Source organism: Caloramator sp. E03 (assembly GCF_006016075.1).
In the GTDB taxonomy this organism is placed as follows: Bacteria; Bacillota; Clostridia; order Clostridiales; family Caloramatoraceae; genus Caloramator_B.
Window position 1 is genome coordinate 1,742,086 of sequence record NZ_CP040093.1, and the last position, 14,092, is coordinate 1,756,177.

Annotated in this window: 12 protein-coding genes, 3 tRNA genes and 2 pseudogenes; 16 read left to right on the forward strand and 1 reads right to left on the reverse strand. The window is 29.6% G+C overall.

The genetic code is table 11. The features are described from left to right. The first annotated feature begins 20 nt into the window (after nucleotides 1–20). The 7 genes and pseudogenes from spoVT to yabQ all read left to right on the forward strand — a co-directional run bounded on the left by spoVT (nucleotide 21) and on the right by yabQ (nucleotide 5,245). A complete protein-coding gene (gene spoVT / locus FDN13_RS08570) occupies nucleotides 21–575 on the forward strand; it encodes a stage V sporulation protein T (RefSeq protein ID WP_138979818.1) in 555 nt (184 codons plus the stop codon). A gap of 100 nt (nucleotides 576–675) precedes the next feature. Beyond that, on the forward strand, nucleotides 676–2,205 hold the full coding sequence (locus tag FDN13_RS08575) for a putative polysaccharide biosynthesis protein (RefSeq protein ID WP_138979819.1): 1,530 nt from the start codon (nucleotides 676–678) through the stop codon (nucleotides 2,203–2,205). A 16-nt stretch (nucleotides 2,206–2,221) separates the two neighbouring features. Continuing rightward, nucleotides 2,222–3,664: a nucleoside triphosphate pyrophosphohydrolase gene (gene mazG / locus FDN13_RS08580; protein WP_138979820.1), complete on the forward strand. Its 1,443-nt coding sequence runs from the start codon at nucleotides 2,222–2,224 to the stop codon at nucleotides 3,662–3,664. 81 nt (nucleotides 3,665–3,745) lie between these two features. Then, on the forward strand, nucleotides 3,746–4,021 hold the full coding sequence (locus FDN13_RS08585) for an HU family DNA-binding protein (protein WP_138979821.1): 276 nt from the start codon (nucleotides 3,746–3,748) through the stop codon (nucleotides 4,019–4,021). 34 nt (nucleotides 4,022–4,055) lie between these two features. Beyond that, nucleotides 4,056–4,325 (forward strand): annotated as a pseudogene (locus tag FDN13_RS08590) (RNA-binding S4 domain-containing protein); the annotation flags it as partial. Between the two features lie 151 nt (nucleotides 4,326–4,476). After that, nucleotides 4,477–4,761, forward strand: coding sequence for a sporulation protein YabP (gene yabP / locus FDN13_RS08595; RefSeq protein ID WP_138979823.1), 285 nt, complete (start codon nucleotides 4,477–4,479; stop codon nucleotides 4,759–4,761). A 28-nt stretch (nucleotides 4,762–4,789) separates the two neighbouring features. After that, nucleotides 4,790–5,245: a spore cortex biosynthesis protein YabQ gene (gene yabQ / locus FDN13_RS08600; RefSeq protein WP_138979824.1), complete on the forward strand. Its 456-nt coding sequence runs from the start codon at nucleotides 4,790–4,792 to the stop codon at nucleotides 5,243–5,245. Nucleotides 5,246–5,462: 217 nt separating this feature from the next. Here yabQ and FDN13_RS08605 read toward each other — a convergent pair. Further along, nucleotides 5,463–6,503: pseudogene (locus FDN13_RS08605) on the reverse strand (IS6 family transposase). A gap of 121 nt (nucleotides 6,504–6,624) precedes the next feature. On the opposite strand from FDN13_RS08605, the gene FDN13_RS08610 reads away from it, so the two are divergent. The 9 genes from FDN13_RS08610 to hpt all read left to right on the forward strand — a co-directional run bounded on the left by FDN13_RS08610 (nucleotide 6,625) and on the right by hpt (nucleotide 14,067). Beyond that, on the forward strand, nucleotides 6,625–6,894 hold the full coding sequence (locus tag FDN13_RS08610) for an FtsB family cell division protein (protein WP_168190121.1): 270 nt from the start codon (nucleotides 6,625–6,627) through the stop codon (nucleotides 6,892–6,894). Between the two features lie 295 nt (nucleotides 6,895–7,189). Beyond that, the gene (locus FDN13_RS08615; protein ID WP_138979826.1) at nucleotides 7,190–7,594 is read left to right on the forward strand and encodes a S1 domain-containing RNA-binding protein; all 405 of its coding nucleotides are present in this window, start codon (nucleotides 7,190–7,192) and stop codon (nucleotides 7,592–7,594) included. A 230-nt stretch (nucleotides 7,595–7,824) separates the two neighbouring features. Beyond that, nucleotides 7,825–8,871 (forward strand): IS30 family transposase, encoded by a 1,047-nt coding sequence (locus tag FDN13_RS08620; RefSeq protein WP_138978399.1) that lies wholly within the window; start codon nucleotides 7,825–7,827, stop codon nucleotides 8,869–8,871. A 270-nt stretch (nucleotides 8,872–9,141) separates the two neighbouring features. Continuing rightward, nucleotides 9,142–9,231 (forward strand) — tRNA-Leu (locus FDN13_RS08625). 9 nt (nucleotides 9,232–9,240) lie between these two features. Beyond that, nucleotides 9,241–9,316: transfer RNA gene (locus tag FDN13_RS08630), tRNA-Met, on the forward strand. 3 nt (nucleotides 9,317–9,319) lie between these two features. After that, nucleotides 9,320–9,396: transfer RNA gene (locus FDN13_RS08635), tRNA-Met, on the forward strand. A 284-nt stretch (nucleotides 9,397–9,680) separates the two neighbouring features. After that, nucleotides 9,681–12,065 carry a stage II sporulation protein E gene (spoIIE, locus tag FDN13_RS08640; protein WP_138979827.1) on the forward strand — a complete coding sequence of 795 codons (2,385 nt, stop codon included), beginning with the start codon at nucleotides 9,681–9,683 and terminating at the stop codon, nucleotides 12,063–12,065. 90 nt (nucleotides 12,066–12,155) lie between these two features. Further along, nucleotides 12,156–13,532, forward strand: a complete 1,377-nt coding sequence (tilS, locus tag FDN13_RS08645; RefSeq protein WP_138979828.1) for a tRNA lysidine(34) synthetase TilS — start codon at nucleotides 12,156–12,158, stop codon at nucleotides 13,530–13,532. Further along, entirely contained in the window at nucleotides 13,516–14,067 is a 552-nt protein-coding gene (gene hpt / locus FDN13_RS08650; RefSeq protein WP_256372261.1) for a hypoxanthine phosphoribosyltransferase, read from the forward strand. The genes tilS and hpt overlap by 17 nt, the downstream gene beginning before the upstream one ends. Nucleotides 14,068–14,092 lie beyond the last annotated feature (25 nt).

Here is a 14,092-nt window from a genome sequence, read left to right on the forward strand (position 1 = left end):
AATATTAAGGAGGTAAAGTAATGAAAGCAACTGGTATAGTAAGAAGAATCGATGACTTAGGAAGAGTCGTTATACCTAAAGAGATAAGAAGAACTTTAAGAATTAGAGAAGGAGATCCTCTTGAAATTTTCACTGATCGTGAAGGAGGAATAATTTTAAAGAAATATTCGCCTATAGGTGAATTAAGCGATTTTGCAAAGGAATATGCTGAAGCACTTCAACAATCTGTTGGTCATTCTATACTTATTTGTGATAGAGATTCAATTATAGCAGTTGCAGGTGCTGCCAAAAAGGAATATATGGAAAAAAGGATTAGTGACGATGTTGAAAAAATACTTAATGAAAGAAAAACAGTGATGCATAATGCAAAAGATGGAGGGAAAGGATTTGCAATAACTGCTGATGAAGAAGATGGTACGGCTTATTCAGCCCAGGTTATATCACCAATAATAGCTGAGGGCGATGCAATTGGAGCAGTAATTATAATGTCAAAGGATGAAAATATTGTAATGGGAGATCAGGAGAAAAAGCTTTCAGAAACAGCAGCTGTATTTTTAGGTAAACAAATGGAGTAATTTTATTAATAGCAGCCATAGGCTGCTTTTGTTTTGCATATAATCCTCCTAATTCTAATATTTTATTATAAGAATATAAATAGCTAGTAGGAGGATAAAGATGCAGAAAAAAAACATAGTAAGAGGTACATTGATACTTGGAATTGCAGGAATAGTTGCTAAATTCTTAGGATTTTTTTTTAGAATACCACTTATATATATGATAGGTGAAGAAGGTATAGGATTATATCAGCTTACATATCCTTTATATACCTTTTTGCTTGGATTATCTTCAGGAATACCTATTGCAATTTCAAAGATGATATCAGAGAGAATGGCATTAAATAAAACAAAAGAAGCATTTAATGTGTTTAAAGTAGCTCTACTTATAATGGGGCTATTTGGAGGATTATCAAGCATATTTTTAATATTATTTTCTAATACTATTATATATTCTTTAAGATGGAGCAGAGATGTTTATTATTCTCTACTTGGAATATCTTTAGCTCCTTTTTTTACCTGTATATTATCTGCTTATAGAGGTTATTTTCAAGGTATTCAAAACATGGTTCCTCCAGCAATATCTCAAATAATAGAACAAATTATAAGGGTATTAGTAGGTGTTGGTCTTGCATATTTATTGCTACCCTTTGGAATACCAACTGCTGCTGGAGGGGCTTCTTTTGGAGCAGTTGCAGGCTCTATAGCAGGGCTTTTATGGGTTATGTTTTGCTATTGCAAAAGTAAATTAAGATTTTCGGAAAGACAAATGTCTTCATCAAAGATAATATTAGCTATGCAGATATTTAGAATTGCAATACCTATATCTATAGGCCAGGCAATAGGTGCTGTAATGTCATTGATTGATTCTATGATGGTTATAGGGCTTTTAAAAATAGCAGGCTTTAATGAACAGTATGCAACTATACTTTATGGACAGCTTACTGGTAAAGCGTTTGTCCTTATAAATGTTCCACTGACCCTTTCAATTGCCTTATCTCAAAGTACAGTACCTGCAATATCTGAGAGCTTTGCAATAGGAGATAGGATAAAGATAAAAAGAGATGTTAAAATGGCATATAAACTTGCTATGATATTAGCATTACCTTGTTGTGCAGGACTTTATACTCTTGCTGAACCCATACTTTTTTTAGTCTTTCAGGGCTATAGTGATGGATGGAATCTTATGCAAATACTTTCAATTGCAGCGTTTTTTATAATAATAGCTCAAACATCTACAAGTATACTTAATGGTATAGGTAAAACATTAATGCCTGTATGTGTTATGATAATAGGGAGTGTTATTAAAATTGCAATTAATTTAATATTTATTCCGATTCCGTTTTTAAATATAAAAGCTGCAGCTTATGGAACCCTTATAACATATTTTATTGTGGCTTTAATAGATTTTATACTTGTGGTAAAATATACAAAGGTAAATTTTGATTTTAAAGAAATATTTATTAAACCATTAACATGTACAATTGTTATGATCTTTATGGTTATGTTAAGCTATATTATAATCTATAATTTTACCTTAAAAAGAAATTTAACAACTGTAATTTCAATATTATGTGGAATAGCTATCTATTTTGTAATGCTATTTATAACAAGAACTTTAACTTTAACTGAAATAAAGAGAATTATATAACAAAGGAGATGTACAAATGATAAAAATAGTAGGATTAGGGCCGGGTTCATGGGAAGATTTAACTTTAAGATGTATAAATGTCTTAAAATATGCTAATAATCTATACTTGAGAACAGATAAACATCCTTGTGTTGATTATATTAAAAAGCTTGGGATAAAATTTAAAACATTTGATAGTTTATATGAACAAAGTGAAAGTTTTGATGAAGTGTATGAAGAAATAGCAAGACAGATAGTTGCTTTAAATGATGTAACTTATGCTGTACCAGGACATCCTCTTGTTGCTGAGAAATCCGTACAATTAATTCTTGATTATGCAAAACTAAAAGGAATAGAAGTTGAGGTTATACCTGCACTGAGCTTTGTTGATGTAATAATAAATGCTCTTAAGGTTGATCCAGTAGAAGGATTAAAAATAATAGATGGACTCCAGCTTGATAAACAAAAGCCAGATATAAATGTAGGAAATATAATTACGCAGGTTTATTCAAAAATGGTTGCATCAGATGTAAAATTAAAGCTTATGGAATACTATGATGATGAGCAGCCGATATATGTTATAAAAGCTGCTGGAGTTAAGGAACTTGAAAAAATACAAAGGATACCTTTATATGAGGTTGATAGAGTTGATTGGATTGATTATCTTACAAGCCTTTATATTCCTCCAGTAAATAAACCTAAAAAATATAATTTGGATGCTCTTGTTGAAGTGATGAAAAAGTTAAGAAGTGAAAATGGATGCCCATGGGATAGGGAGCAAACTCATGAAAGTCTTAAAAGATATCTTATTGAAGAGGCTTATGAGGTAATCGATGCAATAGATAAAAATGATATGGAGTCACTTTGCGAAGAACTTGGAGATATAATGTTGCAAGTTGTATTCCATAGCCAAATAGCAGAAGAATATGGAGAATTTGATATAAAGGATGTGATACATGGGATAACCGATAAAATGATAAAAAGACATACTCATGTTTTTGGAGAAGATATTTGTGAGACATCTGAAGACGTTCTTTTTAATTGGGAGAAGATAAAGCAAAAGGAAAAAAACATAGAATCTTATACTGACAGTTTAAGAGCAATACCTAAAGTACTACCTGCACTTTTAAGAAGCTATAAGGTACAGGAAAAGGCTTCAAAAGTAGGTTTTGACTGGGACAAAGTAGATGAAGCAATGGATAAAGTAAAAGAGGAGCTTGAAGAATTATTAAAAGTATATAAATCACAAAATAATGAAAATATAATAGAAGAAATTGGTGATTTGTTGTTTGCAGTTGTAAATGTTGCAAGATTTTTAGATATAAATCCTGAATTTGCCTTGACAAAAACGATAGAAAAGTTTATAACAAGATTTGAGCATATTGAAAAATCAGCTGAAGAAAATGGTAAGAAATTGGAACAAATGACATTAAATGAAATGGATAAGCTGTGGAATGATGCTAAAATTAAAAAAAAGTAATGCAAAAAGAAGGATTTTTTAAACTTATGAAGAATTAAGTACTGTAATCTATTTAATAGATTAACTAAGGAGGGTATTAAAGTGAACAAAGCAGATCTTATTACTTCAATAGCAGAAAAAAGTGGATTAACAAAAAAGGATGCTGAAAAAGCGCTTAAAGCATTTATGGAAAGCGTTGAAGAAGCATTAGAGAAAAACGACAAGGTTCAACTTGTTGGTTTTGGGACATTTGAAGTTAGAGAGAGAGGAGAAAGAAAGGGAAGAAACCCAAAGACTTTAGAAGAAATAACAATTCCTGCATCAAAAGTTCCAGTATTTAAAGCAGGTAAAGAATTAAAGGATAAAGTAAACAAGTAAAAAATCAGGTCTTGTACCTGGTTTTTTCAATTTAGAGGGAGATAATATGAGATTAGATAAGTTTTTAAAAACTTCAAGGATAATAAAAAGAAGAACTGTTGCAAAAGAAGTTTGTGATACAGGTAAAGTTTTTGTAAACGGTAAGGTTGCAAAGCCAGGAACTGATGTTAAAATTGGGGATATAATTGAAATTCAATATGCCTTTGGAACAGTAAAGGCAAGAGTAAAAGATATTTCAGAGCATGTTTTAAAGCATGATGCTTCACAGTTATATGAAATAATAAGTGGAAAAGAAATTGAATAGTCAAGCAAAGCTTGACTATTTTTTATGCACAACCTGTGGATAAGTCTGTGGATATTTTGTGAGGAGTGTGTGAGTTTGTGTTAGTAATTAAAAATAAAAGTAATAAATTTTTAAGCTTTGGCATATTATTATACGGGATTGGAGGGATTATATGGAAAATAAAGCTATTAAATCTCAACAAAATCATATAGTTCATATAGAAAATAGGCAAAAGGTTGATATTACTGGAGTTATTAATGTAGCTACATTTAATGAGGAAAATATAGTGTTATTTACTCAAATGGGAGGTCTTAATATAAAGGGTAAAAACCTTAAAGTGAATAAACTAAATGTGGATACAGGGGATATGTGTATAGAAGGGGAATTCCTATCAATGACTTATACAGCAAAGGAGGTAGGAAATAAAGAAAGTATCTTTAAAAAGTTATTTAAGTGATTTTATTAAAAATTGTGGAGGAGTATTCATGATACTTCCAATTAATACTCAAATATATTATTTTTTATCTACTACAGTTGCTGGTGTAATTATAGGAATAATGTTTGATATATATAGGATAATAAGAGGATTTAACAATCCCAATAGATTAATTACTGCATTTTCAGATCTTTTGTTTTGGATTTTTGCTGCTATAGTATTATTTATATTTTTTTTTATTACAAATAATGGAGAGCTTAGATATTACACATTTGTAGGAATTATTATAGGATTATTCTTGTATTTTGAACTAATTAGTAAGTTTATATTAAAAACTTTAAGAGTTATATTATATTATACAATGAAATTTTTTAGAACAATAATTATTTTAATATTTTATCCGATAAGATTATTTAGTTATGGATTTAAAGTTATGATATATGAAATTAATATAGGCATAACTAAGTTTTTCAACAACAAAAGAAAAATTAGGAAGGAAAATTAATTACAATAGAGAATATTATATAAAAAATGATTGTGTTAAGTAAATATGAAAAAATAGCGTAGCTACACGTATAATTACACAAAATTACACAGTTTTTTTATGTAATCTAAATTAATAAAATTTGATAATACTGGATTTATCAAAAAAAGGCATGCCGAAGGCACCTACTTAAAACTTAAAATGTAGGTGTGTTAAGAATATATGGTTTATTTGAGAATTAAGCAGACAGAAGCCAGTTATTAATATTTTTTTCATCAACTAAAATACCAGCAACTTGTGCAGGAGTTAGATTGTTTAAAGAATAGTGAGGTCTTAAAAAATTATAATGGAAAATAAACATTGCTATTAGAGTGTTTGCACTTTCAAATGATTTAAAACCTCTTTTACGTTTATACCAGTCTTTAAATGTATCATTAAAAGCTTCTAGCAAGTTGTTGGATATATCATCTTTAAATGATTGAACTTTTATGTGTTTTGAAGAATTAAAAATAGTTTTAGTAGCAAGATTATATGAGCCTAATCTATCTGTCACAATAGCTGATGGACATCCAAACTTACTTGCAGATTTAAACAAGGAAAAAGCTTGAGAAGCATCTCTTGAAGGAGATAAATTAAAACCAAGAACCATTCTGGTTTCTGAATCTATAATTAACTAAAGATAATGTTTTTTACCATTAATAAAAACGACAGTTTCGTCGGCATGCCATTCATCAGATGCACTTAAATCAAGATTTTCAGTAAGTCTATTAGCTATACTTAGAAAAATTGGAGCAAATTTTTTGCACCAAGATGCAATAGTTACATGAGAAACTTTGACATTGTAGGTTAGTTTAAAAAATTGAGATATTCTTCTTGTTGAAGAACCATTTAGATAATAGAGGTTAAGTGCAGTAAGAATTAAAAATAATGGAAATCTCATTCTTTTAAAATCTGTCTTTCCTTTAATTAATTCACAAGATGCAGAGGGTATATTAATAGGTTTTGCAACATAAATAGAATGACCACATTTTTTAGAGTTGCAAGTATAATGGGAATAGTACTCATAATCATGGTGCAAATAAGTACCACTACCACAAACAGGACAACGAGGATACCCTCTCAATACACGATTTTTCTTACCCTTATAATCTTCAAGAGTAAACTGACGTCTACAGTCTTTACATTGATATTTTTGATTACCTGCTTTGTCTTTCCCAAAGCGATAAAGATTAGAACTATGGCATCTTGGACATGAAATTTTATTCAATGACTTGCACATAATTTCATCTCTCCTTCGGAGGTATTTTGTTTTTGGCTATATATAAGATAACTCAAAGGAGAGATGAAATTCAAATATCATATAACTTAACAAAACTTAAAAAATGCAAAGGAGAATTGATATGAAAAGAAGAGAGCTGGTTATAATAATATGTATTTTAGTTTTCTTTGGAGCCATATTTATAAAACAGCAAATTATTATAAATAGACTTAATAGGGAATATAAACAATTTGATGACCAGCTTTCAAAGATTAAAATGCAGAATGAACAATTAAGCGAACAGTTTAATATAATGAAAAGAGAAGATTATATTGAGAAACTGGCAAGGGATAAACTTGGACTTGTTAAACCTGGAGAAATTTTATTTATAGATAGAAATAAGAAAAAGTAAGAATTTAATAATATTAATATTAATATACTTTATATTTGCATAGCTTTAAGGCATAGAAGCTGTAGATGAATCCAATCTTTGATATTACATAGTAAATAAGAAATATGATCTTTAACTGTTTTATTTGATGAAATGTATTAATTTAAATAAAGTATAATAGAGTTAATTAACTATAAAAACTTTTTATTGAGATTTGAGGCAAAATCTCTGTAATTTAATAATAGAAATTGACTGATGTTATAAATTTATGTATAATGTTAATATTAAAAAACTATTAAGGAGGAATTTTTTTAATATGACCCTGCAAATAGGAAGCGTTTTAGAGGGCACGGTAATTAATATTACAAATTTTGGTGCCTTTATAGATTTGTCTGGAAAAACAGGATTGGTTCATATCTCGGAAATATCTGATACCTATGTGAAAGACATACGACAACATCTTAAAGAGAAGGACAAGGTTAAGGTAAAAGTAATTGGAATTGATGATGATGGTAAAATAAGCCTTTCAATAAGGCAGGTAAATCTGCAGAAGAAGTCTAATAGGCCAATTGAGATAGATTGGGAGTATGAAAAGAAAAAGACATCTGCGCTGTCCTTTGAAGAAAGGTTAGCTAAGTTTTTAAAGGATAGCGAAGAGAAGTTTCAAGACATAAAGAAGAATCAGGAATCAAAACGTAGTGGTGGATATTCAAGAAGATAAAAAGACGCTTAGATTAAGATATATATAAGCAGGGGGAGGGGAGAAAAGTATATACTCTAAAATTTAAAATAAAGCCTCCTCCTGATTTTTATAAATAATGCATGTAAAAAATTAACTAAAAAAATATGATTCATTGTATAATTAAATGCAACAGGTAAAAAATATTTAAACCATAGTGAAAATCATGTATGATATAGGTGACAAATCCAAACATACAGGAGGTTTTCACTATGGTTCATAAAAATAATTATAACACACCTATACGTTCTTTTAAACATCTGAAATCTTATGAACGTGGAGAAATTTTTGCCTTGCTTAAAGAAGGTAAAAGTATTCGTTATATTGCTAAAAAATTAGGACGAAGTCCAAGTACTATAAGCCGTGAAATTAAACGTGGTACTGTATCACAATTAAAAAGTGATTTATCTTATTATTCAAGTTATTTCCCTGAAACTGGGCAAGCTGTCTATAAAAATCACCGCTCAAATTGCGGAGCAAAAATTAAATTGGCTAAAGTAGAAACCTTTATAAAATTTGCAGAAGAAAAAATCCGTAAAAATAATTGGTCTGTTGATACTGTCGTTGGTTATTGCAAAACTGATCCTTCTTGGAAAGATGAGTTCATTGTTTCAACTAAGACCTTATATAACTATATTGATAGAGGATTTTTATCTATACGTAATATAGATTTACCTTTAAAAACACATTTAAAACCTAAAAAGAAAAGAATTAGGGAGAACAAACGCCTTTTAGGTAAAAGTATTGATTTAAGGCCTGAACAAATTAATTCTCGTCAAGAATTTGGACATTGGGAAATAGATACTGTTATAGGTAAAAAATCAGGCGATAAAGCTCTTTTAACTTTAACAGAACGTAAATCCCGTTATGAAATAATAATGCTTTTAGATAATAAAGATGCTAAGTCTGTTGATGATTCTATAAAGAGACTTATGGAAGTATATAAGGATAATTTTAAAAAGATTTTCAAGAGTATTACGGCAGATAATGGAGTTGAATTTAGTAATTTACAATTCATTCTTAAAAAATATGATGTTGAGGTATATTATACCCATCCCTTTTCTTCTTTTGAAAGAGGAACTAACGAACGACATAATGGTCTTATACGTCGTTTTATCCCTAAGGGAAAGAGTATAAAGGATATATCTATTGATACCATTAAAAGAATTCAAAATTGGATGAATACACTCCCACGAAAATTACTAAATTACAAAACTCCTGAAAAATTTTTTTACGAGGAATTATTAAAAATAGCCTAAATCATATTATGAATATTGTAGATGCCACTTGTGGTATGTCAAGGGTAAAGCTACGCCTGCTACGCAGCCCTTGACATACCCCTGCGTGACATATAGATTGATAATTAAGATGGATTTAAGGCTATTTTGACTATTTTTAGTCCTTATACTACATGATTTTTCACAGAGTGTTGCATTTATTATTGCAATTTAAGAACTAAAAAAATATTTAAAATTATGTTGACTTATAACTAAAATAGTTATATAATTTATATTGTCGCAAGGCGATAAGCCGGAGTGGCGGAACAGGCAGACGCACAGGACTTAAAATCCTGCGATCCCTAAAGGATCGTACCGGTTCGACCCCGGTCTCCGGCACCAATTCAATATCGCGGGGTGGAGCAGTTGGTAGCTCGTCGGGCTCATAACCCGAAGGTCGAAGGTTCAAGTCCTTCCCCCGCAACCAAATGGCGGCGTAGCTCAGTTGGCCAGAGCATTCGGTTCATACCCGAAGTGTCAGCGGTTCGAATCCGTTCGCCGCCACCATATACATACAGCACCTTGAGGTGTTTTTTTATGCTTATAACTATGAAGTTATTTATCATATAAAATAGCTTCATAGTTTTTTTAATACCTTTTTCTTCTTTTTTTACTCCTGTACTATGTGCTTTTTAATAGTATATAAAAAGATTTAAGTCGAAGAACATTTTTTGTAATAAAATTATATTAATAAATGTCATAACTTTTTTAAAGATAATGTATTCATAATGACAAACAATTTAGAATATATTTGATATAATAACCTCACATCTAAAATGTGAGGTGGTTATATGATGTACAAAGGAGCTGCTTTATCATATAAAAGATTTGATAGGGAATATAATGTTAATCAGAAGGAGAAACTGAATCTATATGCATATCAATACTTATTACTATATGTAGCTATGTTTTTTATATCAAGGGTTTTTCTGCTTAAGACGTTAATGCCCTTTGGTATAGCTTTTTTTTCAGCTATTTTTACGGTTCTTGATAAAAAAAGTACTCTTCTTTTAGGGATTATATCCATCTTGGGCTATCTTAGCACTTCCCAGGAGTATTTATCTTATAGCCATGTAATAACTCTTTTATGTTTAATGGTTTTAATGTTTTTTATAAAGGATAGCAAAAATAAAATATTAAAAATTTCTATTTTGGCTTCTTTGTTTAATATGATAAGCAGCATGTTCTTTCATATAAAGTATATAACAAAAGGATTTTTGGCTTATGATCTTTTTTTAGCATTACTTGAATCATTAATGATTTTGACATCATGCTATATATTTGCTTATGGTATGCCTGCATTCTTAAACAGTAAAAAAAGGAAGGTATTTTCAAAAGAAGAATTGATATGCTTTGCACTTTTATTTTCTGGTATAGTTTCAGGTATATGGGATATTAAATATTTTAATATGTCTTTAAAAAATATTATAGGATTTTTTCTAGTACTTTTTGCGGGTTATGTTAAAGGGGCAGAAACAGGTGCTACTATTGGTGCTGCCATTGGATTTATGATAAGTATATCTGACGCAAAAATGCCTATATTTGTTGGCATATATGCTATTTGTGGTTTGATTTCTGGAGTATTTAGGGAAGTTGGAAAAATAGTTACATGTATAGCTTTTGTTGCTTCTTCCATACTTTTTTATTTATATACAATAAACTTTATAGATATAGATATTGTATTCCTTGATACATTAATACCTTGTGCAGTTTTTATGCTAATTCCTAAAAGGGTTTATGATAGGGTCTCAGATATGTTTGATAGGGAAAAAAGAATGATAGAATTACAAAAGTCTTATATAGAAAGGATAAAGGATGTTACAGGATTAAAACTTAAGGATATATTTAATACTGTATCAGCACTTTCTAAGATACTTGAAGAAAATGTAAATAATGAGCTTTCAAAGAAATCAGAGATAAATGAATTAGTTGAAAAGCTTGCCTATAAGGTTTGTACAAATTGTGTTAGAAAAAACCTATGCTGGGATAAAGAACTTTATTATACATATAATTCTTATAATGAATTGCTGAGATATATTGAGAAAAAAGGCACAGTGGGGCCTGATGATTTACCCGTTGAGCTTAAGAAAAAATGCCAAAAACCTACTGAACTTTCAAGAGAAGCAAATCATTTACTTGAGATATTAAGAATAAATAATAGATGGAGAAATAAAATTATAAATTCAAGGAAAATTGTTGCAGAACAAACAAAGGGTGTTTCTGAGCTTGTAAGGACGATGATGGAAGAAGTAGCAACATCAGTAGAATTTAAGAATGATATAGAAGAGGAAATTGCAGTTGCACTTGACAGGAAAGGGCTGGAATTTGATGATGTGCTTGCAATAAAAAATAGTAGGGGAAAGTTTGAAGTTACAATCTATAGGAAACCCTGTTCAGGCAAACAACTATGCAGTAAGGAGTATGGGAAAATAATATCTAAAACCCTTGGAGTTAACATGGAAAAAGAATCAACTAATTGTTCTATAAATAAAAAAGGCTCAATGTGTCAGTTTAGGTTTGTAGAAGCTGTAAACTACAGTGTTGTAACAGCAGTATCTAAACTTTCTAAGGAAAAAATATCAGGGGATAGCTATACCTTTGGGAATATAGGCAAAGGTAGATATATGGTTGCATTAAGTGATGGTATGGGAAGTGGAGCTATTGCATCAAATGAGAGTAAAACTACAATTACACTACTGGAAGAATTTATAGAAGCAGGTTTTGAAAGAAATACAGCAATTAAAGCAATAAATTCGGTACTTGTTTTAAGATCTTGTGATGAATGCTTTGCTACCATTGATATGAGTTTAATAGATCTTTATAGTGGAATTGGAGAATTTATAAAAATAGGTTCTGCACCAACATTTATAAAATCTGGATTGAATATTGATATAGTAAAAAGCATGAGTATTCCAATAGGTATACTTGATGATATAGATATTGAAAGTCAAATTATCCAGCTAAAAAATGGAGATATGATTATAACAGTTTCAGACGGGGTTATTGACAGCAGCTCCAAAAAAGAAAAATGGCTAATGGATATTATTATAAAATGCGATAGTGGCAATCCAAAGGATGTTGCAGATTACATATTACATAAGGCAAAGGAAAACTATGGAAATGAAATAGGTGATGATATGACAGTTATAGTAACAAAGATATGGAAAAATATTTAAAGCTGGATTTTCCAGCTTTTTTTTTGCAGTTTAATTTGTTATATTGGTATATATATATGAGTAAAGGATAAAATTAAAAGTGGTGTTAAAATGAGAGAAAAAGTAATAAGTACAATAGAAAAATATGGAATGATATCAAAGGGAGACAGAATAATTATAGGGCTTTCAGGAGGACCGGATTCTACTGCTCTTATACATGTTTTAAATAGTTTAAAAGAATTATATGATATAAAGTTGTATTCGGCACATATAAATCACATGATAAGAGGTGAAGAGGCTAAAAGAGATGAGGAATACGCAAGGATTTTATCACAATCTCTATCGGTACCTTTTTATTTAAAACGTTTTGATGTATTGAATTATGCTAAAGATATGAAAATGTCATTGGAGGAAGCAGGAAGATTCATAAGATACAGCTTTTTTAATGAGATAGCCCAAAGAGTAGGTGCTAATAAAATTGCTCTTGCTCATAATATGAATGATCAAGCAGAAACTGTAATAATGAGGTTCTTAAGAGGTTCTGGTATAAGTGGATTAGGGGGAATAAAGCCTGTAAGGGATGGAAAATATATAAGACCTCTTATTGAATGCAATCGTGATGAGATAGAGGAATATTGTAAAACTAATAATTTAAATCCTGTGATTGATAGTACAAACAAAAAAAATATATACGTTAGAAATAGAATAAGACTTGAGGTTATTCCTTATCTGAAAAACCACTTTAATTCAAATATAATTGAGAACTTATATAGAATGGCTGAAATTATAAGGGATGAGGATGATTTCATACAAAAAGAAGTTTTGAAGCATATTGAAGAAATAAAGTTAAGAGATGGTTTTAATATTAAAAAGTTTAATGAGCTACATACGGCACTAAAAAGAAGAATAATAAGAAGCATTTTACAACAGGTTAAGGGAAACCTCAATGGAATAGAAGGTAAGCATATAGAAGAGTGCATTGAAATAATAAAAAATGATGATACCGGCAAGAGTATATCACTTCCTGATAATATTGAGTGCCTTTTAGAGTATGATATATTTAAAATAAGAAAAAGAAATGAGATAAAATCTTATGAATACGAGCTTAAAATTCCAGGTAAAATTATATTATATGAAGAAGGATTAGAGATATCTACAAATGTTATCGAAAGAGAGAATGAAATTTATAAAGATACTATGTTCATAAAATATTTTGACTATGATAAAATAAAAAGTGGGTTAAAGGTAAGGACACGAAAAGATGGAGATTTTATGTATCCTAAAGGTATGAATGGTAGAAAAAAGATAAAGGACATATTTATAGATAAAAAGATTCCAAGGGATATGAGAAATAGATTTCCCCTAATAGCCTTAGGAAATGAGATACTATGGATACCTAAAATAAGGGATACGCGGAATTATAAAATAGATAAGAACACATTGCGTATTCTTGAAATAAAGATTATAAGGAGTGATTTTAATGAATAATGCAATAAAAGAAATAATATTAACAGAAGAAAAAATTAAAAAAAGGGTAAAGGAATTAGCTGATGATATTATTAAGGACTTTCCTGATGGGGATTTAATATTAATTGGAGTTTTAAAGGGATCCGTAATATTTATATCCGATTTAATGAGGAGCATGAATGTAAATGTAACTATGGATTTTATGGCTGTATCAAGTTATGGTATGTCCTCTAAAACATCTGGTATTGTTAGAATACTTAAAGATCTCGATTTTGATATTGAAAATAAAGATGTTATAATTGTTGAGGATATAATAGATACTGGTACGACATTAAAATATCTTTATGAATATTTAAAATCAAGAAATCCAAGGGCTCTTAAGATATGTTGTTTACTTGATAAGCCAGAAAAAAGGAATGTCGATATTAAGGCTGATTATATAGGATTTGAAATACCTGATGCTTTTGTTGTTGGATATGGACTTGATTATGCAGAAATGTTTAGAAATCTCCCGTATATAGGGATACTTAAAGAGGAAGTTTACAAAAAGTATTAAATAAGTTAATTGTTTATACATAGAT

What these genes read in the sequence shown, in the direction of transcription:
- mazG (WP_138979820.1), top strand. Translation starts at nt 2,222, where the DNA reads ATGATAAAAATAGTAGGATTAGGGCCGGGTTCATGGGAAGATTTAACT.
- FDN13_RS08620 (WP_138978399.1), top strand. Translation starts at nt 7,825, where the DNA reads ATGGTTCATAAAAATAATTATAACACACCTATACGTTCTTTTAAACAT.
- yabQ (WP_138979824.1), top strand. Translation starts at nt 4,790, where the DNA reads ATGATACTTCCAATTAATACTCAAATATATTATTTTTTATCTACTACA.
- FDN13_RS08610 (WP_168190121.1), top strand. Translation starts at nt 6,625, where the DNA reads ATGAAAAGAAGAGAGCTGGTTATAATAATATGTATTTTAGTTTTCTTT.
- spoVT (WP_138979818.1), top strand. Translation starts at nt 21, where the DNA reads ATGAAAGCAACTGGTATAGTAAGAAGAATCGATGACTTAGGAAGAGTC.
- yabP (WP_138979823.1), top strand. Translation starts at nt 4,477, where the DNA reads ATGGAAAATAAAGCTATTAAATCTCAACAAAATCATATAGTTCATATA.
- spoIIE (WP_138979827.1), top strand. Translation starts at nt 9,681, where the DNA reads ATGATGTACAAAGGAGCTGCTTTATCATATAAAAGATTTGATAGGGAA.
- FDN13_RS08615 (WP_138979826.1), top strand. Translation starts at nt 7,190, where the DNA reads ATGACCCTGCAAATAGGAAGCGTTTTAGAGGGCACGGTAATTAATATT.
- tilS (WP_138979828.1), top strand. Translation starts at nt 12,156, where the DNA reads ATGAGAGAAAAAGTAATAAGTACAATAGAAAAATATGGAATGATATCA.
- FDN13_RS08575 (WP_138979819.1), top strand. Translation starts at nt 676, where the DNA reads ATGCAGAAAAAAAACATAGTAAGAGGTACATTGATACTTGGAATTGCA.